Origin of the sequence: Bacillus haimaensis, assembly GCF_048270625.1 — a bacterium.
In the GTDB taxonomy this organism is placed as follows: Bacteria; Bacillota; Bacilli; order Bacillales; family Bacillaceae_I; genus Sutcliffiella_A; species Sutcliffiella_A haimaensis.
Genome location: NZ_CP158164.1, coordinates 3207663 through 3229448 on the forward strand (window position 1 = coordinate 3207663; position 21786 = coordinate 3229448).

17 protein-coding genes are annotated in these 21786 nt (G+C 43.7%); 6 read left to right on the plus strand and 11 right to left on the minus strand.

Annotated elements, in window-relative coordinates; genetic code table 11:
- Nucleotides 1-194: 194 nt before the first annotated feature.
- The 4 genes from ABN702_RS16395 to ABN702_RS16410 form a co-directional block, all read right to left on the minus strand.
- The gene (locus ABN702_RS16395; protein WP_417897842.1) at nucleotides 195-665 is read right to left on the minus strand and encodes an NUDIX domain-containing protein; all 471 of its coding nucleotides are present in this window, start codon (nucleotides 663-665) and stop codon (nucleotides 195-197) included.
- Nucleotides 662-1285, minus strand: coding sequence for a histidine phosphatase family protein (locus ABN702_RS16400; protein ID WP_417897843.1), 624 nt, complete (start codon nucleotides 1283-1285; stop codon nucleotides 662-664). Before ABN702_RS16400 ends, ABN702_RS16395 begins: the two co-directional genes overlap by 4 nt.
- Before the next feature lie 106 nt (nucleotides 1286-1391).
- Nucleotides 1392-2726 (minus strand): TrkH family potassium uptake protein, encoded by a 1335-nt coding sequence (locus ABN702_RS16405; protein WP_417897844.1) that lies wholly within the window; start codon nucleotides 2724-2726, stop codon nucleotides 1392-1394.
- Between the two features lie 120 nt (nucleotides 2727-2846).
- Nucleotides 2847-3680, minus strand: coding sequence for a TetR/AcrR family transcriptional regulator (locus ABN702_RS16410; protein WP_417897845.1), 834 nt, complete (start codon nucleotides 3678-3680; stop codon nucleotides 2847-2849).
- Nucleotides 3681-3780: 100 nt separating this feature from the next.
- Between ABN702_RS16410 and ABN702_RS16415 the strand changes: the two genes are divergently transcribed.
- A complete protein-coding gene (locus tag ABN702_RS16415; protein WP_417897846.1) occupies nucleotides 3781-6867 on the plus strand; it encodes an efflux RND transporter permease subunit in 3087 nt (1028 codons plus the stop codon).
- An 85-nt stretch (nucleotides 6868-6952) separates the two neighbouring features.
- On the opposite strand, the gene ABN702_RS16420 is transcribed toward ABN702_RS16415, so the two are convergent.
- Nucleotides 6953-10393 (minus strand): S8 family serine peptidase, encoded by a 3441-nt coding sequence (locus ABN702_RS16420; RefSeq protein WP_417897847.1) that lies wholly within the window; start codon nucleotides 10391-10393, stop codon nucleotides 6953-6955.
- 463 nt (nucleotides 10394-10856) lie between these two features.
- On the opposite strand from ABN702_RS16420, the gene ABN702_RS16425 reads away from it, so the two are divergent.
- On the plus strand, nucleotides 10857-11852 hold the full coding sequence (locus ABN702_RS16425) for an XRE family transcriptional regulator (protein WP_417897848.1): 996 nt from the start codon (nucleotides 10857-10859) through the stop codon (nucleotides 11850-11852).
- Nucleotides 11853-11943: 91 nt separating this feature from the next.
- Entirely contained in the window at nucleotides 11944-12579 is a 636-nt protein-coding gene (locus ABN702_RS16430; protein ID WP_417897849.1) for a lysoplasmalogenase, read from the plus strand.
- A 3-nt stretch (nucleotides 12580-12582) separates the two neighbouring features.
- On the opposite strand, the gene ABN702_RS16435 is transcribed toward ABN702_RS16430, so the two are convergent.
- Entirely contained in the window at nucleotides 12583-13836 is a 1254-nt protein-coding gene (locus ABN702_RS16435) for a helix-turn-helix domain-containing protein (RefSeq protein WP_417897850.1), read from the minus strand.
- 207 nt (nucleotides 13837-14043) lie between these two features.
- Nucleotides 14044-15702 (minus strand): M4 family metallopeptidase, encoded by a 1659-nt coding sequence (locus tag ABN702_RS16440; RefSeq protein WP_417900940.1) that lies wholly within the window; start codon nucleotides 15700-15702, stop codon nucleotides 14044-14046.
- A gap of 281 nt (nucleotides 15703-15983) precedes the next feature.
- On the opposite strand from ABN702_RS16440, the gene ABN702_RS16445 reads away from it, so the two are divergent.
- The 3 genes from ABN702_RS16445 to ABN702_RS16455 all read left to right on the plus strand — a co-directional run bounded on the left by ABN702_RS16445 (nucleotide 15984) and on the right by ABN702_RS16455 (nucleotide 17735).
- On the plus strand, nucleotides 15984-16523 hold the full coding sequence (locus ABN702_RS16445) for a hypothetical protein (RefSeq protein ID WP_417897851.1): 540 nt from the start codon (nucleotides 15984-15986) through the stop codon (nucleotides 16521-16523).
- The gene (gene sipW, locus ABN702_RS16450) at nucleotides 16498-17049 is read left to right on the plus strand and encodes a signal peptidase I SipW (RefSeq protein WP_417897852.1); all 552 of its coding nucleotides are present in this window, start codon (nucleotides 16498-16500) and stop codon (nucleotides 17047-17049) included. Before ABN702_RS16445 ends, sipW begins: the two co-directional genes overlap by 26 nt.
- Before the next feature lie 71 nt (nucleotides 17050-17120).
- The gene (locus ABN702_RS16455) at nucleotides 17121-17735 is read left to right on the plus strand and encodes a TasA family protein (protein ID WP_417897853.1); all 615 of its coding nucleotides are present in this window, start codon (nucleotides 17121-17123) and stop codon (nucleotides 17733-17735) included.
- 68 nt (nucleotides 17736-17803) lie between these two features.
- On the opposite strand, the gene ABN702_RS16460 is transcribed toward ABN702_RS16455, so the two are convergent.
- From ABN702_RS16460 to ABN702_RS16475, 4 genes are all read right to left on the minus strand, one after another.
- On the minus strand, nucleotides 17804-18781 hold the full coding sequence (locus tag ABN702_RS16460) for an NAD(P)-dependent alcohol dehydrogenase (protein WP_417897854.1): 978 nt from the start codon (nucleotides 18779-18781) through the stop codon (nucleotides 17804-17806).
- Nucleotides 18782-18912: 131 nt separating this feature from the next.
- Entirely contained in the window at nucleotides 18913-19296 is a 384-nt protein-coding gene (locus tag ABN702_RS16465) for a nuclear transport factor 2 family protein (protein ID WP_417897855.1), read from the minus strand.
- A 1-nt stretch (nucleotide 19297) separates the two neighbouring features.
- The gene (locus ABN702_RS16470; RefSeq protein ID WP_417897856.1) at nucleotides 19298-20857 is read right to left on the minus strand and encodes an AMP-binding protein; all 1560 of its coding nucleotides are present in this window, start codon (nucleotides 20855-20857) and stop codon (nucleotides 19298-19300) included.
- Nucleotides 20854-21705 (minus strand): SDR family NAD(P)-dependent oxidoreductase, encoded by an 852-nt coding sequence (locus ABN702_RS16475; protein ID WP_417897857.1) that lies wholly within the window; start codon nucleotides 21703-21705, stop codon nucleotides 20854-20856. Before ABN702_RS16475 ends, ABN702_RS16470 begins: the two co-directional genes overlap by 4 nt.
- Nucleotides 21706-21786: the final 81 nt, after the last annotated feature.

The following is a 21786-nucleotide window of genomic DNA, read 5'->3' on the forward strand; positions in this document are numbered from 1 at the left end:
GCTTCTTGGAGAATTCGTCAGGAATTAGGGGGTCAAACCGATTTTGGAGAACTTACGGTGAAAAATCTCCATTTGCGCTGAAAAAGAGAGCAGATATGCACAAAACTGTTTTCTAGCTACAAAAACCGCTGACTTGGATCCGCTCAACAACCAAAATCCTCTACAAAAGAAGCAGCCCTTCACAGGCCGCTTCACTATTGAATCTGATCCTTCACTTTTCCCCATAACTCCTTGGTATCGGAATGCGTCAATTGCCCTTCCACTTGTTCCACTTTAAAGAATCTCGCTTCCCTTATCTCTCTATCAATTGGTTGCAACTTTTCCTCATCTCCCAGATATTCCACCAGGAACATTTCTGTCTCCTGTCTTTCATAGCCACTTTTCTCCACGATGAATGGTGGAAACAGGAAGCAGATTTTCTCCTCCAAATGCCGCACAATTTTAAATTCGGAGGATCCTGTTTCCTCATGCAGCTCTCTCATTAGGGCTTCTTCAAGGCTGCCATCCTTATGCTCTATACCGCCTTTTGGAAAATCCCATTCCCCTTTGTCAGGACCATCCCAATCCTCTAGTAAACTTGCCATTACTTTATTGACAAGCAGTACGTATTCTCCCTTAAAGATGACCGCACCGACCGCTTTGCGAACCTTCCTACCTTCTGTCAATGGAACGCCACCTCTTCTCGATGGGAAACATCGCCCTCTAGGATGATGTTCACCTGCTCCCCGTCCAGTTCCATCACTGTCAGGCACGTATCATGAATGTATGCTCCCTCCCAGAATTTCTCAAGCGGCAGCTTTTTCATTTGCAGCAATAATGCCTTAATAAGGACGGTGTGGGTTACAACCAGGACATTACCGCTTGTATGGTCGTTCTTCAAACGGTGCAGAAAACCCGCAACCCGGCACCCTAACTGTTCAAAACTCTCCCCGGATTCCGGCCTATAGAGATGCGGCGAGTTCCAGAAGGCATGGTATGCTTCTTTGAATGTCTCCTGCAGGTAGGAGTGGGTCTGTCCCTCCCAATCTCCCATATTGATTTCGCGGAGGTTTTCGTCTTGTAAAATAGTAGTCTGCTTTTCCCCTAATATCAATTCGGCAGTAGCTAGTGTACGTTGGCTTGGGCTCGAATAGACCGCAGCAAAATCAATATCCTTTAATCGCTCACCCAACAGTCGGCCATTCCGCTTCCCATTCTCTGTCAGCTCCGAGTCCTTCCATCCCTGCAATTTTTTCTCGGTGTTCCAGAGTGTTTCACCGTGTCTTGTAATATAAAGTGTAAGCATATGGGACCTCCCTTTAACATACTTTTCCTCCTATATTACCTTATTTTTCTAATGTATTGTAAGCAAAAAAGGTGCATTTTCTGTTATGAAAATACACCTTTGGTTCTCACCCGATTATTACTTTCTCTCTTGGATATTTATATTTTTCCTTGACAGTTTTACCACGTATTAAGAAAAGGAAGGAGAAAATCCCGATCCGGCCGACAAACATCAAGAAAATGATTACTATTTTCCCAGCAGAGCTGAGATCAGGGGTAATACCCATGGAGAGACCTGTCGTACCGAAGGCGGAGCATACTTCAAATATTATTTCCACCAGCGTGAACTCCGGTTCCAGCGTGCTCATCAGGATGATGGCTGTGCCACAAATCATGATAGCAGTAGTGATAACAATGAAAGATTTCTGTGTATCACCAGGGTCCACTTCCCGCCCGAACACTTTAATGGAGTCTTTTCCTTTTGCATAAAAATAGATGCTCAAAACCATAATCGCAAACGTGGTGGTACGTATCCCTCCCCCAACACTGCTTGGAGATGCCCCGATAAACATCAACGCACTGATAAACAGCAGGGTAGGATCGCTGAATTCACTTACATCCATCGTTGCCAGACCACCATTACGGGAAGAGACTGACTGGAATAAGGAGTAGAATAATGCTTCATGCCAGGTTTTATCCGCAAAATAATGATTAAATTCCATCAAATAGATTAAGAGCGCACCTACGATAATCAGAATAAAAAACGTAATGGTTGTCAATTTTGTAAAAAGGGTAAATCGATAGTTCAGCGTGCCTCTATGTAAAATAAACTCCTTTACTTCTATGAGGACAGGAAACCCAATCGCTCCTAATATTAAGAGTGCTATATTGATAAACTGCACAAAGTAGTCATCTGCAAATGGAATGAGAGAGGTTCCCGTTATATCAAAACCGGCATTGGTCGTTGCACTCACAGACGCGAAAAATCCCTGGATAAAAGCTTCTTGCCAGGTCGGAAAGTATTGGAGAAAGTGGACTCCCAAGATAACTGCCCCGACAAGCTCAATAGAGATGATAATGATCAGAATCTGCCTCATCAAGCGGACCAAACCGGAAAATGTGGACTGGTTCTGGTCCGTCATGATCAACTGTCTTTCTTTTAACCCAATTTTTTTCCCAAAAACGAGCCATACAAATGTCCCGAGTGTCATGATGCCGATTCCACCAAACTGCAGGATGAAGGCCAGAATGAAGTAGCCGGCAGTATTAAACATGTCAGGTGTGGATACTACCGTCAATCCTGTCACACTGATGGCGCTGACAGCTGTAAATACTGCATCCAGAAGGGACCACTCCATGTTTTCCCGATGTCCGATGGGAAGACTGAGGAGAATTGTTGAAACGATAACTGCTGTTAAATAGAACAATACTATAAGCTGTACGGACGATAACCGTTTTACCAATGCAACCCCCGGATGGAAATGCAAACTATCACAACCTTATATATAATATGAAGATTATACCAGTTTCTTAAATCTAATGAAAGGACATCAAAAAGAGCCCTGTTTCCAAGGCTCTCCTCTTCATTGCTCCTCATAATTCTCCATCAGATAAGCAACCCATTTGCAATGGGGCTCCTTCCGTATATTCTCCAGCAGCCCTTTAACAATGGCTGGACTCAGCGAAGGATTGTTCAGGTGCTCTCTTAATAGCATTAACGACTCTTTTGCTATGGGCTCCTTCACTTGCGAAATCTTCTGCTCCATGAGCTCCAGAATCTGCACTTTTGTCATTCCCTTTTGCTCTGCCGGCATTTTGAACATCTCTATCAGGTCTTCAGAGATGAAGGGGATGGAAGAGTGCTTTGCCAACAGATTGGTTTTTTCCACCAAGGACCTCGCAAGCAGATCTACATCGAGTTCAAGGTTGCTGAAAAGAAACAGCTCGGAATAGATTCGGACAAAGCCTTTGATGCAGTAGATCAGATCATATTTGGTATGAAGGATTTCCTCCCCATACAACCGTTCCACCATTATAAGGAGGCTTTCATCAAAACGGCTATCGTAGCTGCGCATTTTCAGGATGACCTCCTCATTCAAGTAGTGAGCAGGCTCCTTCATCAGAACCTTGGCGAAATCGGAATGCTTATAAAATGATTCCAGCATCGTGTAAAAGTATTTATATAAAAGCTCTCTTTCATCGACGTTTCTGACTATACGGTCAATCTCCGTTAAAATTTCTATCATAAAGTGATCAATCAAGCCCAGAATCAGCTCGTCCTTAGACTTGAAGGACAAGTAGAAGGCACCCTTGGAAATCCCGCATCGCTCAGTGATCTGCTGAACTGAAGTGGCTTCAAATCCTTGTTCGGCAAAGAGCTCGAGTGCTTTCTCCATAATCAATTGTTTTTTCATCATATCTTCGCAGTTCTCCTATATCATTTTGGTTGACAAATGACTACTCAGTCATTAGTATAAGTAATTGAGCTTAACAAGTCAATTAGGGGTAGGTGTAACAGTGAAAGGGTTAGTCAATTTTGTTATAAGAAATAAACTTGCAGTATGGCTGCTTACTATTATCATTACCGTATCCGGGATCTATTCCGGTACCAAGATGAAGATGGAGACCATACCGGATATCTCCATCCCATTCCTGATGGTCATGGATGTGTATCCAGGTGCCACTCCGGAGAAAGTGATGAAGGATGTCTCCATGCCATTGGAGCAGGCAGTTGAAAATCTGGAAAATGTGAAATCCGTTTATTCCAATTCCTATTCTAACGTAGCAAGTCTGCAAGTGGAATATGAATATGGTATCGATATGGATGAAGCCAAGCGTCAATTGGAATCGGCTTTGGATTCCGTGACATTGCCAGAAGGCGCACAAAAGCCGACCGTAACGGCGATCAGCATGAATATGATGCCGGTTGTCGCACTTAGCGTCAGCAGTGAAACAGAGGATATCGTGGAATTATCTTCGACTGTCGAAGAAGTCCTCCTTCCTAAAATAGAGAAAATTGAAGGTGTTGCTTCTGCTACCATTACTGGTCAGCATATAGAAGAGGTGCAGCTCAGCTATAACCAAGAGAAAATGGCAGAGCTTGGCCTGAAAGAAGAAGATGTAAAACAGATGATCCAGGCAAGCGATATGGCTGTATCGCTCGGTCTCTATGAATTTGAAGAAGGCGAAGAAGCTGTGGCAATCGACGGAAAATTCATGACAGCGGATGAATTGAAGGAAATGCTAATTCCTGTCACCCCGACTGAAACGAACCAGGTTCCATTTGTGAAGCTTGGGGATATCGCATCCATCGAAGTGATTGGAAAAGTGCAATCCGTTTCCCGTACGAACGGTGCAGATGCGATCGCCATCCAGATCGTTAAGGGCCAGCAGGCCAACACGGTCGATGTGGTCAATGATGTAAAAGAACTGATTGAAGAAGAACAAGATCGAATCGATGGACTTGTAGTCGATGTGACCCTTGACCAAGGGGAGCCAATCGAGAAATCGGTTGCTACCATGGTGGAAAAAGCATTGTTCGGTGGCTTGATTGCCGTATTGATCATTCTGCTATTCCTGCGTGATATCAAATCTACAATCATTTCGATTGTTTCCATTCCTGTATCGATTTTCATGGCATTATTGCTGCTGAACTGGATGGAAATCACCTTGAATATTATGACGCTCGGTGCCATTACTGTTGCGATCGGTCGGGTTATTGATGACTCGATTGTAGTAGTGGAAAACATTTATCGCCGTCTGCATTTAAAAGAAGAGAAATTATCAGGACGTGCACTTGTCCGTGAAGCGACGATTGAAATGTTCAAACCGATTCTTTCCTCAACATTAGTAACGGTTGCAGTATTTGCTCCGCTTATCTTTGTGGGAGGAATGGTCGGCGAACTGTTCATGCCATTCGCCTTGACGATGACATTTGCGCTTGGTGCGTCCCTGTTTGTGGCGATCACCATTGTTCCAGCATTATCTCACTTCCTTTTCAAGAAAAAGCTGTACAGTGAGAAAACGGAAAGCAACCACCATAAAGAAGTTGGCAAGCTGGCTAAATGGTATAAAGGCATCCTTTCATGGACCCTTAACCATAAAATCATCACCTCTATCATTTCTGTCCTATTACTAGTTGGAAGCTTGGCCTTGACGCCAATCATCGGCTTCAGCTTCATGGGCAGTGAAGAGGATAAAGTGATGTATCTGACTTACACGCCGGAAGCAGGCGAGTTGATGGAAGATACATTGGCTAACGTTGAGGTTGTAGAAAAACAATTGATGAAGCGTGAGGATATTGATATTGTCCAGCTTTCTGTTGCGGAAAGCGGAGATCCGATGTCTGCCATGATGGGCGGAGGCTCGGATGGCGTATTGATGTATCTGATTTTTGATAAAGACATGGAAAACTTCCCGGAAGCACGCGAGGACGTGGAGGAATACGTGTTCAATATCGGCCAATCCGGCGAATGGAAGAGCCAGAAATTCGCTGCTGCCGGTGGTATGGCATCCAATGAATTGAGCTATACCTTCTATAGTGAAGATCTCGATAAGTTAAATGACGCAGTAAAAACGGTGGAAGAAGTATTGGCTGAAAATGACGGCCTGAAAGACGTTTCCTCAAGCGCTGAAGATGCCTATGTGGAGCATACCTTCAAAATTGCCCAGGATGAGCTTCTCCAATACGGCCTGACTACCGGTCAACTCGTCATGATGCTAAGTCCGAAGCAGGAAGAAACACTGACAACCGTGGAAAATGACGGTGAATCCATCGAAGTAATCGTTCAGCAGGAAAAGAAAGAACAGCCTAAGTCCATCGAGGATATCCTGGCAACTCCGATTCCTACTGCAATGGGCACGACCCTTCCGCTTTCCGAGCTTGTGACTGTGGAAGAAGGCACGACGATGAACACCCTTTCCCGCAGTAAAGGTGAGTACCATGCTTCTGTTTCAGGCACCATCGTAGGAGATGATATTTCGAAGGCAACCGCAGAAGTCGATGAAGCCTTGGAAGACCTTGATCTGCCAAAAGGTGTGACGATGGAAGTTGCCGGTGTCACAGCAGATATGAATGAAACCTTTACACAACTTGGCTTGGCGATGCTTGCGGCAATCGCAATCGTCTACTTCATCCTTGTTGTGACATTCGGTGAAGGTGTCGCACCATTTGCGATCCTGTTCTCCTTGCCGTTTGCCGTGATAGGTGCATTTGTCGGTCTATTGATCGGCGGGGAAACGATTAGCGTACCTGTTATGATGGGGCTATTGATGCTCATCGGGATTGTCGTCACTAATGCGATTGTACTCGTGGACCGAATTATCCACATGGAACGCGACGGCATGACCATGCGTGAAGCAATTCTTGAAGCGGGAGCAACCCGTCTTCGTCCGATTTTGATGACAGCAATTGCAACAATCGGAGCATTGATTCCACTTGCGATCGGTTCAGGCGGTGGCGGATTGATTTCCAAAGGACTTGGAATCACCGTTATCGGCGGATTGACGAGTTCGACGCTATTGACATTGATCATCGTACCGATCGTGTATGAAGTGTTGTCGAAAATGTTTAAGAAGAACCGTAAAGAAATTCAGGAAAACTGATAGAAATAGAGAATGTGTAAAGCCCAGCAAGGCGGTTGATGCCTTGCTGGGCTTTTTTGTTTACCATAACGGGGTCTGGCCCCTATTAGTGCTTCACTGTCATTTTATATGGTTTAGATGTTAAGCTTAAGCCGTTTTCGTCTGTTCCTGTCACGGTGACGAAGTAGTCTCCATTTGGATATTCTGTATCTGGATACCATTTCAGTCCGTAGATGGAATGTTCATTTTCAATGTCCGCTTCTTCCAGAACATTTCCTTCCGCATCCGAGATTTCAAAGTGCCAGTCCAGACGTTTATAGCCGAATACCGTGATGGAAGCTGGTTTATTCTGGTTGATGTTGCTTCCTGATACATACATATAATTAATGAATGGATCTGCATGAAGAAGCTCTTCATTTCCAAAATAGCTCACCCCAGCATTTTGGGCATGATCAACAGCCAATATCATTACAATTTCTGGTTTTTCTGTAGAAATATACTCTTTGGCGTATGCAGGTAATGACTTATAGCTCCCATTTACCCATAGTATACTTCCTTTATAGCCCGTTCCCTCTTCTTTTACATTCCAGGTAATTCTATATTTCCCATCCTGCTGCTCCTCAACTTTAATGTCTTTTGCAAGTGGTGCAGTCGCATCCACTTTGATTGGTACCTTGACTTCCTGAGGCTCTGCTCCCTCGAAATCTAGCTTACTCGTAAAGACATAATAGTATTGGCCGTCCGGTAGAATATTCCCTGCATCATCCAATGAATTCCAGAATGGATACTCAAAGCTGTAATAATAGTTTCGATAGCTCATGATATTTTTTCTGAATGGGTAGGGACTGCCATCTTCAGTGAACTCATTAAAATTGCCAATGGTTGAGACGGTATTGCCCTTCTCATCCTGGATACTGAGTGACATTTCCTTCAAATTGCGTAATGCGGTAAACGATGGGTACGCACCAGAACTGATGGATTCAGATGAAACGCCGATAATATCCTTGTCAAAAGTTCCAGTTGAACTGTCATATCCTAATGGTAAATTCAAAATTTCGTTCCATAAAACTGTATAGCCAAGGAAAGCATCCCCGGTTACCGGGCTTTCATCCACATTGGAGATGGCACCCCAGTCCCCATAGTAGCCCATGAATGGAATCGTTAAGTTCGTCAATTCCCTTACGGAGCTTCCCTTCGGAACAAAGCGTACAAACCCTTCCACAAAACGACCTTCACTCAGCTCTTTTGGAAGCGTGACAGAAATCGTTACCTTATCGTCACGATGCGGCTTGTATTGGAACTTACTGTTTCCTTTTTGCTGCTTGCCGTTAATTTTGATGACAGCGTCTTCTACTGGAATCGAATTTAAGGTGAGATACTCCCTTTCTATTCCATCATAGGTTCTTTTCTCTGTTTCATCGGTTAATACATCCACATAAATTTCATATTGGTGTTTAGGATGTACAAGGTTTTTAGCTAAAGCTTCTACTTCAAGAGTAAAATCAAAAGTCCGATCGATCTCTTTTAAAGCAACAGATGCCGCCTCTTCCAACGGAACACCAACATGCTGCAGCAAGTAAGGCGTATTTAATGCCTGCTCGATTTTCATCATGCCCGAACCCTGTCTTCTTGGTGAATACAGCGCATTTTGTTCTTTTGGATTGGTTAATTGCTCAGAAGTATTCATTAAAGCATTCTTTGCTTTTAAAACGGTATCCATAGTTTTTGGAAGGTTCCATTCCTGGTAATACTTTTGGAGTAGCAATGCCCCTCCACCCGCAACATGCGGACTGGACATGGAAGTACCGCTCATCGTTTCGTATTGGTTATTGATGACTGTTGAACTGATTTTTCCACCTGGGGCGGTGATTTCCGGTTTGAAGCTTAAATCAGTTGGTGAACCAAATGAAGAGAATGTTGACATCGGTTCGGTTGCTGTATTTTGCACCCACAGTCCTTCATCTGATAATTGGACACTTATTTTCTCTCCACTTTGTAAAAGTTCAATAATACGGTTGGCTTCTACTTGATCTGTTGTTACCCCTGGAATAAAGTAGGGGCTGAAGTATAAGTACGAATAGGCAGCTAAGTTGCTTGGTGGAATGACGATGACAGCAGCTGCACCTTTTTTGCCTGCTTCATTTTGAATATATGAATAAGTTGCATAGCTTTGTAGAGGTTTTGCAATCGCAATTTTCCCTGTCAAGTCCAGGTCTTTTACATCAGCCGATCTACCTTCTCCAACGTAAACAAGCTCATATTCTTTTGTAGCGTCTAAATTTCCGATTAATTTCTTGGAGCTTGGCTGTATTTGATAGCCCAATGTACTCCCATCATTTAAACGCAGGCCGTCCACTTTCATCAAGTCATTCTCAGAAGAGGCAACTTGTAAAGCGTACGGCGTCACCCCCGGATCACCCACAAGGCCGATGTCAGGATTTTTAGCTAAAGGAAGCTGAGAGCGTTCCAGTAGATTTTGCTTTGTGCTATATGCCGCATTTCCAGCTGCAGCGACTACCAATACTCCGTTTTCTGTTGCAAATTGAATCGCTCGTTGAATCGGATCATTGGCATCGACACTTCCAGCTTCCGATCCCAAGCTTAAGTTAATAACATCCGCACCCACCTCAACAGCATGGTAGATTCCTGCTGCAATATCATCATCGTAAGCATAGCCCGCTGTATCAGAAAATACTTTTTCAGCGATTAATTGTACATCCGGTGCCACCCCAACTGCCTTTTTCTGTGACTCTTCAAAGGCACCAACAATTCCGGCTACATGTGTCCCGTGGGAATCTTTGGATGGAATGACATCATTGTCTTTATCCGCCCAGTCATAGCCGGTAGGGACCTTTTCCGAATACCATGTGTCACTGATTTCTGTAGAATCCAGTATAGACTGGATGTTACCTTCTGTAAGCTTCGCACTCTTTTTCCCATTTTCCGATAAAGTCATGGCTTCATGGCGGTAATCGATTCCTGAGTCGACAACCGCAACTACCATTCCGTCCCCGCGATAATTGTATTTTGTCCAGACATTCATCGCTTCGACGAGGTCTTTGCTATTGACGACGGTCTGTTCATAGGTTTTGGCGATACGGACATCCTTGACGCCTTTTAACGCCTTTACCTTCTCCACATCAGCAAGTGTCGACTCCATACTGAATCCATGGAAACCATCCGTGTATGTATGTCTTACTTTTGAAGAGGAAGTTCTTGCTTTGGAAAGCCTGTTTTTCACTTCCTCTATCTGTGTTTCAGGAAGTGTTTTTGCCTTTTCGTCCACATCTACTTCTACTACTAATCTCACTTTCTCATTCGGATTGAAATTAGATAGTTTCTCTCCATATAACGGATCATTGCCAAGTTGTTCATTAAACATGTCAAAAACATTTTGGACTTGTGCATCCTTCTGTAACGCTTGCGATTGGACCGCTCCCCCTTCAGGCAGCTGGAAACCGGCACTCGCCGGTGCTACTGCTCCATTTAAAAGCAGGACACCTGCAAATAAACCGGAGAAAATCTTCTTCGTCGAACTTTTCATCATTTTGCCCTCCCCCGTAGTGATTAAATTCTTACTATTCACACTATTAATATTAGGTGTGCAGATACTAGAAGTAAATTGGGGTATTATTTGGCGATTTCTGGCTGTTCCATAAAGTCCTTTTACCTATTTTTCATATTTTCATTCCGGATCCCACCCTACAAAAGACCTCATTTCAGCAAAATATGATTCTATCAATAAAAAATTATTTCTTAAATTACCCCAAATCATCTAACTTGCAAAATAATGAATCATGTACTCCGAAGTAAATAACAGACATCTAACCTATGTAAATGCTCTATTTTGCAAGAGCTGAAGATGTTAAGATAGGTAAAAATAGCTGGAGTGAGATACATGAAAGAGGGACTTATTATCAAGCTGCATCGCGAGCGAGCAGGTCTGACCCAAACAGAATTAGGGAAGGGTATCTGCTCTGTCACTCATGTCAGCAATGGTTCAACAGCAGGTGGCTGAGACGGAAAGTATCAAAAAGGAAATAGAAGATAACACTTATTTCCAAATGCCTCAGGTGCAGCACACCTATCGCATTCTATTGGCAAGATATTCAATAATGAAGCAGGAGATGGAAAAAGGAAGGGAAATGCTGGAGAACTGCCAAAAGCAGGCTCATCATTTGGACCGCTTTGAAAGAAATCTGCTTGCCCACACATGGGGAGTCTTCTTCTTATCAGTCGGCAAAACCAGAGAAGCCATGCAACACCTGAACCATATTAATCCCTTAGAGTATAATAACCACGAATTCTACTATCACCTGGCAAACGCATTTCACCATATGGAAGCAAAAGTGAAAGCCTACCATTTTGGAAGTCTAGCATTATCATTTTTCCAGAAAACCAATAATTTTAAACGAATTCTGGATACTGAGCTATTAATGGTGATTCAGATGGAGAGCAATGAAATCTACCAATTCGATAATACCATCAACAAATACCATTCTCTTATTAAAAGCTGCCGCAGCTACAAGGAAGAGGCAAAGGAAATGAATCTGTGGCACAATCTTGGGGTTCAATATTCAGCGAAAGGTCATTACCCTGAAGCTAAGGAAGCCTATAAAAAGGTGATGGCCATGAGTGAGAGAATTGAACATCCATATTTAAAGCTTGGAGCTATAAGAGGCTACATTCACTGCTCCCTCCTAAGCAGCGTTTACGACAAAAATGAAATCGAGGACTACCTGCATACCGGTATTGCTCTTGCAAAACGGCTTCAAAATAAAACCTATCTCTATGGATTTGAAATACTTCACCTACAATTGGGAGACAAACAAGTTGAAGAATACTTCTCCTTTTTGGAAAACACATTTCTCCCACACTTACGCTTAACAGGAAATAGATCCCTCCTTTCGTTATATGAAAAAGAATTATTTCATTATTTTCGAGAAAAGGGCAATTATCAAAAAGCCTGTGAGCTTTCGATCCGCTATATAGAGCCTGCTTACTGACAAAAAATACCCATCCCAATAAAAAGGGAAAGGTACGTACGTTGAACTTTATATTACTTTCACACATTATCATATCGGGGGTGCTACTCTTATGTTTACCATTCTATCTATTTTTACCCTTATTTCAGCTTTTCTTTACTTCTTCGGAATCAAAACAAAGAATCAGAAACTACTATATTTACATAAACCACTTACCATGCTTTTTATCCTATCCCTTGCTGTAAACGGTGCTGCAACTTCCTGGACTTCCTTCGCAATGTGGATGATCATCGGTCTAATCTTTTCCTTGATCGGGGATGTATTTTTAATGCTTCCGAGTGACCGTTTTCTGTATGGTTTGGTATCCTTTCTGCTTGCCCATGCCTCCTATATGGTCGCCTTCCTTCAGTTTCCCTCTTTAGGGGAGGGAAACTATCTGCTTATAGCAATGCATGCAATCATCGCAATTCTTTTTCTCCATCGTTTGCACAAAGGAGTGCTGGCTAAAGGCGGCAAGAGGCTGTTTTTTGCCGTTACGTTTTACATCCTACTCATATCTTCCATGGTGTGGATTGCATTTCTGACGGACAATCCATGGATGATTACTGCTGCCATTCTTTTTTATATTTCAGATGCTGCTCTTGCATGGGATCGGTTTGTTAAACCGCTGCATTATAGAAGCTACATCGTCATGTCTACGTACTTTGGTGCGCAGTATCTTTTTGCTTGTTCTGTCTATTTCCATTGATGATCAAACTGGTTGTCCCTTCTTCAGAACCTCACCCACTCGAACTGTTTTTTCATATTCTTTTGTGGTTGCATAATAGTCATAGAGCTGCTGTCCAAATTTATTCAGCATGGTGAAATGATCATTGGATTGAAAGAATGGCAATGCTGTCTGTTCGATATATTGGTAGTAATCCTTATACTTTTCTTCCAATTTCAATAAAAGCAAACTAAAAATATGCTGATATAAAAGGTTTTTCAGTTTTTGGGCGAGGTGGAATCCTTCCTTTGCCTTGGTGTACATGTCGGCTTTTTGCAATATTCTTCCTTCTATACAACTATCCAGAAAGTTATAGAGCCGATTTAAATAAAGCGAGGATTGTTTAGGAGCCATCAGTAAAGCCTGTTTGAAAAAATTTTCTGCTTGCTGATATTGTTTACGTTTGAAATACTCGAACCCAAGATTATGCAGAAGCATAGCCTTTATCGTGGGTTCATCCAGGGAATCACAGTCACTGATCAGGCTCTTATACCTTTCCTCCACATGCTTGAATTCCGTTTTGGTTACACTTCCGTACTGCAAAAGCATGACCGATTCCGCCTGAATGGCCCTTCTGAAAGCGTTGGTCCTTTTAAAATAATGAAAGGCCTTTTCCGCGTTGATGTAGGCCATCGTATGATATCCGACCCACTGATAGGCGATTGCCAGGTGATAGTGATACTCCTCATTTCCATATGTGTCCCCATCAATGGATTCGAGAATTTCTATCGCTTTTTTCCGATTTTCACTTTGGAAGGAATTGTACCTTTCCAGATAGCAAAGTCCTGAAACATGCTTGAACAGATTGTGCTCATATGCGTTCATTTCTTTTGTTTGGTTTTTCAGCAGATGTACCAGCTTGCTTGCCATCTCCCCTTTTTTATGCAGAAGATAATACCTGGCCAGCAGCAGCTGATAGAATGCCGCATGACCGCTCGAAAGAATGGAAGGGTATTTTTCCAGCTCCGCCTTCCTTTCTTCTACTTCCTTCATCCTTTGCATAATGATGGAGGCATGCCACTTTTCAAGCTTGCATTTAACATCTTTCATGTAGTGGATTTCTTGCGCAATATCTACCCCAAGGCGTGTCGAAAATAAAGAGATCAGTTCCGGAGAGTATTTCGTCTGCCCTCGTTCTATCTTACTTACATGTGTGGCTGTACAGATATCCTTGCCAAGCTGTTCCTGAGATAGACCAGCCTTCTTTCTGTAGAAACGGATTATCTCCCCTTCATGCATGATTGTCTCCTCCTCTAGATGATTGATACAATATTCGGGTCTAAAGACCTCCATGACTACATTAACTTCTTCCCTAAACTTCAAACTTCCTTCCTGAATAAAAAAACACTACTTCCTTACCAGAGGTCAAAAGTCCGTCCTCATGACTTAGAACACGTGAAAATAACAAAAAAATCCACGAGAGCAAACTCCCGTGGAAACTGTTCATTATTCTGCTGGAACTCCGACTGCATCATATGCAGCGATAACTGCCGCTGTTTCAGGAGAAGGCGCTCCATTGCGGTCCTTATATAGGTCACGCGCAGCTTGGATGGCTGCTTGGCGCATTTCCTTGAATCCTGAACTCGGAGTAAGATATAGGGTCAAGGCTCGATAGAAGATTTTCTCCGCTTTTAAACGGCCTACCCCTGTTACTGTCACTCCATTGTGTGTGCCACCATCTGTTAATAAATATGCAGCTTTATTGTTGATGCTGCTGTTGATATGCACGCCGCCGCGATCTAGATCACCTAAATAACGGTCGTCATAATGATCTGGATAATGTCCTGATGGCAGATAAGCAGTACTTAATCGAACAGATGTAGGATCATCCATGGAACGGAGACCACCATCCCCTGGGATATTCGGTGTGTAGATATCTTCTCCCATATCCCAATCGACTGTGCCCGTAGCATGCATTTCACCGTATGCTCCAAAGATATCCGCAAGTGATTCATTGATCGCTCCTGACTCATCCTCGTAGATGAGGTCAGCCGTATTTTCGATCACACCATGGGTCATTTCATGGCCAGCAACATCAAGGCCGCCAGCAAGGGAACCTAGGATGATTCCATCGCCATCTCCGTACAGCATCTGCTTCCCGTTCCAAGCCGCATTATTCCATTTGGAACCGATGTGAACTGTGCTGATCAATCTCATCCCTTTGTCATCCAAGCTGTTACGCTTATGGATTTTCTGGAAGTAGTCATTGATTTTCATAGAGTTGGTGTGTGCAGACACTGCCGCAGGGTCTGCAAAGAAGCTATTGCCTGTTTCCACTTCAAATCCAGTGAATCCAAATAATGCAGACAAGAGTATGAACGGGGTCTCTCCCATACGACGTGCATCATAAGTGCTGACTCCTACAATATTCGGATTGGCCGTGGTCCCTCCACTGATATGTGGAGTGTGCATATATGTTTTATTCGTCGCTGCGTCTTTCACTGCAATGAAGTTCTGCATTTTACCGAACACATTCAACCCTTTTACAGATACAGGCTCCACATCCGGCAGCTCTGCCTCATGCAATGCATTGAACTCCTCGATTACTTCCCCGGTTGTCGCATCGATAAAATAGTGGAAATATCCTGGAGCCGGAATGGAAGTGGACGCTGTGATCACATACGCCAAACGGTTTTGGTAGATCATCAGCTCTGAATCGATTCCGTCATACCCTTTGACCTCTCCGATTTCTTCTTCCACACCTTGCTTCACAATTCCAATCGCGTCCTCTTCCGAAATGGAAGCTTCAGTCGGGATCAGGCTGCGACCGAGGTTCTGTGTCACTTTTCCAAAAGACGCAAACACATCGTTATTTGCATTCAGCGCAACAGTTTGTCCTGTTCCATAGATTGGAATGCCTTTGTACTGTTCGATAGTACGTACATGGTATGTATTGGTCGCACTATCCGTATACTCGCTGACAATTTTGAACTGACTACCTGTTCCCAATGATTTTATCTGCACACCAGTCAGCTGGGATTGCAGATAAGCCTGCACAACATCGTGCTTGCTTAACCCCTCCGCTTGAAACAATACTTGTGATTCTTCTGCAAAGGTCGAGCCTGAAGGTAATATTCCCCCTCCAAAAGCCATGGATAGTGCCATTACAGTTGGAAGCACAACCTTCGTTTTCAGATGTTTCTTTTTGTTCTTCTTCAATTCGCTTCACCTCTTGTTCAGATTGGGTTGGCCTAGCAGTTCTAATTATTGAGAATCTTTAGAAAACTGTCAATCGGGTTAATTAATGCTTGAAAAACCGGCATTAGTGATCTTTCCTCCCTTACTTCGACAAAAAACATGCCAGGTCGACGCATAATTAACCCGATAACAATTATCCCGACGTTCTGCAATAATGAGGACAAGTTCCTTCGAAAGGGAGGGTGAAAATGAAGAATGCATGGAGCAAACTTCTGCTTACCATGGCTGTTTTCTCCGGTCTTCAATCAATAGGTGATACGGAAGCGCGTTTCACGGATCCGCATGCAATGGACCCGATAGAGGTATCTGCCGCTCTCATTTTTCCGGCTGTTTTGGAAGAAATACTGCATGAAGCTGAGGATGTGCATCAAAAAATAAGACAGCTAGATGAGAAGCTTTCTACTATTCCTAGTAAAGGAACACTCGAGGAATTGGAACAAAGTCTACAAGAGGTTGCATCCATCGAACAGGAAAGAAGCTTGCTAGTATCAGAGTTTTCTTCCATTGCGAATGAGGTCGCTGCCTATTCCGAGCTGATACCTTCTTCCGACGCCGAGGCCTATCTTTTTGTATCTGAAGGATATTCAAGGATTCAGGAAATGAAGGGGAATGTCTCTTCTTCTCTATTGGAAGAGGTACTCTCTGCAATTCTCAATGAAATTGATCAACTAGAGGAAAATTCAAATGAAGGAGTGGATGCGGATGAAAATCATGAAGGCAGCCTATAGGCTTTTCAGGGGCATGGTCATCACTGCAGCCTGCATTTTAGCTGTTATCGTGTTGGTTGCGAGAGTCTCTGGCGGGGAACCGACCATTCTTAATCACCAGATCAAAACAGTCCTTTCCGGTTCCATGGAGCCCGTCTTTCAAACGGGATCGGTGATTGCCATAAAGTTGGCTGAAGACCCAGCTACTTTTCAAAAAGGCGATATCATCACGTTCCATATCGAGGATAAACTGGTCACCCATAGGATAACGGAAGCTGTAGAAAACAATGGACAGGTCTTCTATCGGACCAAAGGGGATAACAACGATAGAGTGGACCTTTGGACCGTTCCGGCAGAAAATGTGGTCGGAAAATACGTGGATGTCACCATACCTTATATTGGCAATGCCATGAATATCGCCCAGTCCAAAATCGGTACAGGCCTGCTCCTTTTTGTCCCTGGGCTCGTGCTTCTTGTCAGTGCAATCCGCTCCATTATTCTAGCAGCAAGAGATTTGGAAAAGAAAAAGCTTCATCCAAATGGTTAAACCTTCTATATATCCATGTGATATATAAAAGTTTAAATAAAAAAGTTACATACAAAAAGGGAGATGAAGAAATGAGTTTTACAAAAGTAGTAACAAAAGGTGTAATGACAGCAGCATTGGGATTATCCTTGATGAGCGGAGGTACATACGCTTACTTCAGTGACACAGTATCCACGCAGAATACATTTGCATCCGGGACATTGGATCTTTCCGTTAACCCGAATGCAGTAGTAAACATCAACAATATCAAGCCTGGTGATGAAATCTATCGTGAATTCACACTGAAAAATGATGGAACGCTCGACATCTATCAAGTACTTTTGGATACAAACTACACGGTGGAAGACTGGAAAGGCGACAACACAGAGGACTTCGCGGAGCATATCAAGGTAACCATCCTTTACAACACAAGCTCTGCCACAGTACCGGTCGTGGAAACAACATTGGCGCAATTAAAAGAGCAGCGTCCTGACCTTACCGCCATCGATGAATTTGTCGGCAACACACAAAGACCGGACGGAATCCCGGCTGGCCAGCAGGAAAAAATGTTCGTCCTCTTCCAGTTCGTCGATAACGGCCAAGACCAAAATCAATTCCAAGGAGACAAACTCCAAGTGAACTGGAAGCTCAACGCATCCCAAACACCGGCAACCTACTACGACGACACAGACCCTGATAACAACTAAAACATGGAAAAGCAGGACCCCTCTGATGGGGTCCTGCTTTTTCAGTTTACCATAACGGGGTCTGGCCCCTATTGAGAAGAGCACCTTATAATCACTTTCCCCTGCGCGTGGCCCTCTTCAAAATATTCAAAGGCTTCTTTTATTTTACTGAGCGTATAGGTTTTATCTATGACAGGCTTCACTTTACCGGTTTCGAGGAGTTCTTTCATGTAGTTCAGGTCAGCTGGTTTGGGTTTATGCAGAAAAGCACCCATTTTCTTTTTTCCGGTCATGGAGATCCATGGTCCCTCGGTCATGGTCTGGAACATCTGCTGACCTGAGCCCCCTACAAGGACAAACCTGCCTTCCGGTTTTAATGCGCGCTTATACACAGAGAGCGGCTGATGGCCATTGACACCGATAATCAGGTCATACTTTTGTGTTTGTTTTCGAAAGTCCTCTTGCTTATAATCGATCACATGATCTGCCCCAAGCGACCGGACAATCTCCACATTCCTTGTGCTGCATACAGCTGTGACTTCAGCCTCGTATGATTTCGCAATCTGCACGGCAAACGTCCCTACGCCACCTGAGGCACCATAGATCAGCACCTTCTGCCCGGGCTGTATTTCCCCTTTATCCCGGATAGCCTGCAAGGCAGTGACTCCCGCCATCGGAACAGCCGCTGCTTCCTCAAAGGAAATACAGGATGACTTTTGAACCAATACATCTTCAGGAACCGCGACGTATTCAGCGAACGCTCCCCATCCAGAGCCGGACAGGTCCGCAAACACCTCATCACCAGGCTGTAACCTCTTCACATTTGGACCAACCGCTTCCACTCGACCTGCCATGTCACCACCTGGAATGCGATATTTCGGTTTAGAAAAGCCGAAAGCAAACCGGACCAGAAACGGCTTTCCCCGCAAAAGGGCGAGATTGCCAAAATTAACGGATGTGGCATGGACTTTGACGAGCACTTCATTGTCCTTCGGAACAGGCTTTTCAACTTCTTTCAGCTCGAGTACTTCTGGTGAACCATATGTGCTACTTATGACTGCCTTCATGACACTCCCCCTAGAAACCTATTAACTTATAGATATTCGGGATGTATCAAATTCTTGTCCGTCTTGATTAACAAATATTGAATGCAAAAAAACACACCCTTTAAAGAATGTGTTTTTTTTGCATTCGCCTATTAAAACATCCCGTTTTTATTCACGGATTCTTCCGGTACCGCCATGCCCAGATCCCATAGCTCCACAACCCGGTCCCCCTCAAAGCGGAAAATGTGAACAACTGCTGCTCCTAGGTCATCCGGGTTCTGTCTAACATGGGAGTGAACTGCCACATGATTTTCCTCTTCCAATGCCAGCTTCACATCAAAAACCTTATTCGGGTTCTGTGACGCATTTTCTTCCATCGCGAGCATGATTGACTCCGCATCGCCCTGAAAAAAAGGATTGTGGTGAATAAAGTCATCACTTATGTACCGTGCAAATCCCTCACGTACGCTTCCGGACGCTACGAGTTTAAGAAATGTTACCGCCTTTTCTTTGCGGGAAGAATTATTCGTTTCCATGTTAAATCATCCTTTCATTTTTGGGAATCTCTATATAATCAGCATAATCTATTTTGAATGCTTCTCTCAATCTTTTCTTATCCATTTTCCCAACTGGTGTATAGGGCATAGAATCCATGAAGGCAATCTCCTTAGGTACTTGAAATCTTGCAACTCTCTTCTTTACCCATTGAGTCAACTTCTCCTCAGTAAGGTCAGCCCCCTCTATAGGAACAACAAACGCTTTTAATCTTTGGCCGAAATCTTCGTCATGTATCCCTATGACTGCTGCTTCCTCTATCTGTGGATGAGTGATCAGTACCCGCTCCACTTCTATAGGATAGACATTCTCCCCGCCTGAAATAATCATATCGTCCTTTCTGCCGTTCAGAAAAATTAACCTATTCCGATCCTGATACGCAAGGTCGCCCGTTCCTATCCACCCGCTTTTTGTTTTCAGGCTTATCTCTCCAATTGCCCCAACTTCCACTTCCTCTTTATGCTCATCCACAATCCCGAGTTGGACTCCATCAATGATTCTTCCAAGCGTTTGCGGTGCATTCTTTAAGTCCTGAGGAGTAGCAATAATATTCAATCCGGTTTCTGTTGTGCCATAGAGATTGTATAGCACGTCGCCTAGTTTCCTGCTTATCTCTTTCGCCAGGCTGGCATGAAGAATCGCCCCTCCTGATGCAATGCACGAAAGTGAGGATAAGTCCGCACCTTTCACCTTCAGCATTTTCTTCACCATCAATGGAACAACGGTTATGATATCCACCTTGTGGTTTCGAATAATTGTACAAGCACGCTTTGCATCAAAAGTATCACTGATTACAACCTGTTTACCCAAGGCCATGAAAGAAAAGAGGATTGCGACGCCATATCCATGATAGATGGGAGTGCCAATATAAGCTGTATGATAGTTTAATAGTTTTAATCTATTGAGCAGCCCCAAAAAAGGACTAAGATAACGGGATAAGGATTGCTTATGCTCGACCTCTTTGGGCTTTCCTGTCGTGCCACCTGTGAGGAGCAAGATCTTACTGCCATTTCCTTTTTTAAGTGCACGTTTCTGAACTGGCTGCAAACGGTTTATTGCCGGCAAGCTTGTGTGGTAGCTCAGCAACTTCCGACTGCCTTCATCCTCTACCGCCTGCTCAAACTCCGCATCATAAATCAGCAGATCAAATTGATGCTGTTCCAAAGCATGCTCGATCTGACTCTTGCTCATCCCTGTATTCATCAGATAGAGCGATGCACCAATTCTTGAGGAAGCAAAAATAGCTTTCACGAGTGCGGCGTGGTTTCTGCACAAAAAACCTACCTTCAACCCTTTTTCCACCTGATATTTTTCATGTAGAGTTTCTGCCAGTTTCTGCGACTGAGAAAATAATTGTTGATAAGTCAGCGCTTCCCGGTCATCCACCAAAGCAACATGCTGTGGATAAACTCTTGCAGCAAAATCCAGCAATGCCATGACATTGAGTCCGTTATTCAGAAAGGAAGCTATTAAATGATAAATCCCTTTTGGTGTGAGTACCTTCATTTTACGAAGAACAGAAAATAGTTGAAGCATGTTCATTTATTGTCACCTTTTTTCCTAAGACCGGCTGGTGCCAAACGCTGCCAGACGCTTCTGAACAGAATTGATCCCCACTGGGCAAATACGAGCCACCAGGGCGTGTATGTTCTTCTTTTCGTATACATCGATTTGGCAATAATGCTAGCGGCATGAACCGGGCTCATTGCAGGCGTACTCCGATAGGATGCAGTCGGAAGGATCATCGGTGTTCTTACTAATGGAAGATAGATGGTGGTTGTGGATATCCCCGTTGCATTCAGCTCTGGTTCAGTGGAACGGAACCAGGTGTCAAAGGCAGATTTGGATGCTTGATAGGCTGCCCAGTATGGAAACGGAATCATCCACATATTAATGGTGGATATGTTGATAATCTGCCCTTTGTTCTTTTGCAATAGCGGGATGATAGAAAGCAGCAGCTGGACCGGTGCAAAGTAATTGATGGCCATTGTTCGCGTAAAATCATGAAATCGGTCCAGCGATTCGAAAATGGATCTCCTGATGGAAATTCCCGCATTATTGACGACCATGTCCAACCCCTGTGGAAAAGTATGCAGGAAAGCTAGCAAGCGCTCCATTTCCTCGTGATTGCGAAGATCTGCTCGGAAAATGCTTACTTGCGCCGCTCGTTTTTCTATATCCTCCTTCATCACAGACAACTTCTCTTCCCTTCTTGCCACCAAAATCAGATGACTTTCCGTATCAGCAAGCAAATAAGCTATCCTCTCACCGATACCGGAGCTTGCCCCTGTAATAAGAACCGTCTTGCCTTGCAGTTCTTTTTCAAGTTTTTTCATGTTAATGTGAATAGATCCAAAAAGCACCTTTTCCTTTAGGGTATATTTAGGCATATTAGATTCCTTTGCTTTTTTATCCTATTATAGCAATTTATTACATTTATTGACGCAACTAATTTCACTTTCTATTTTGGA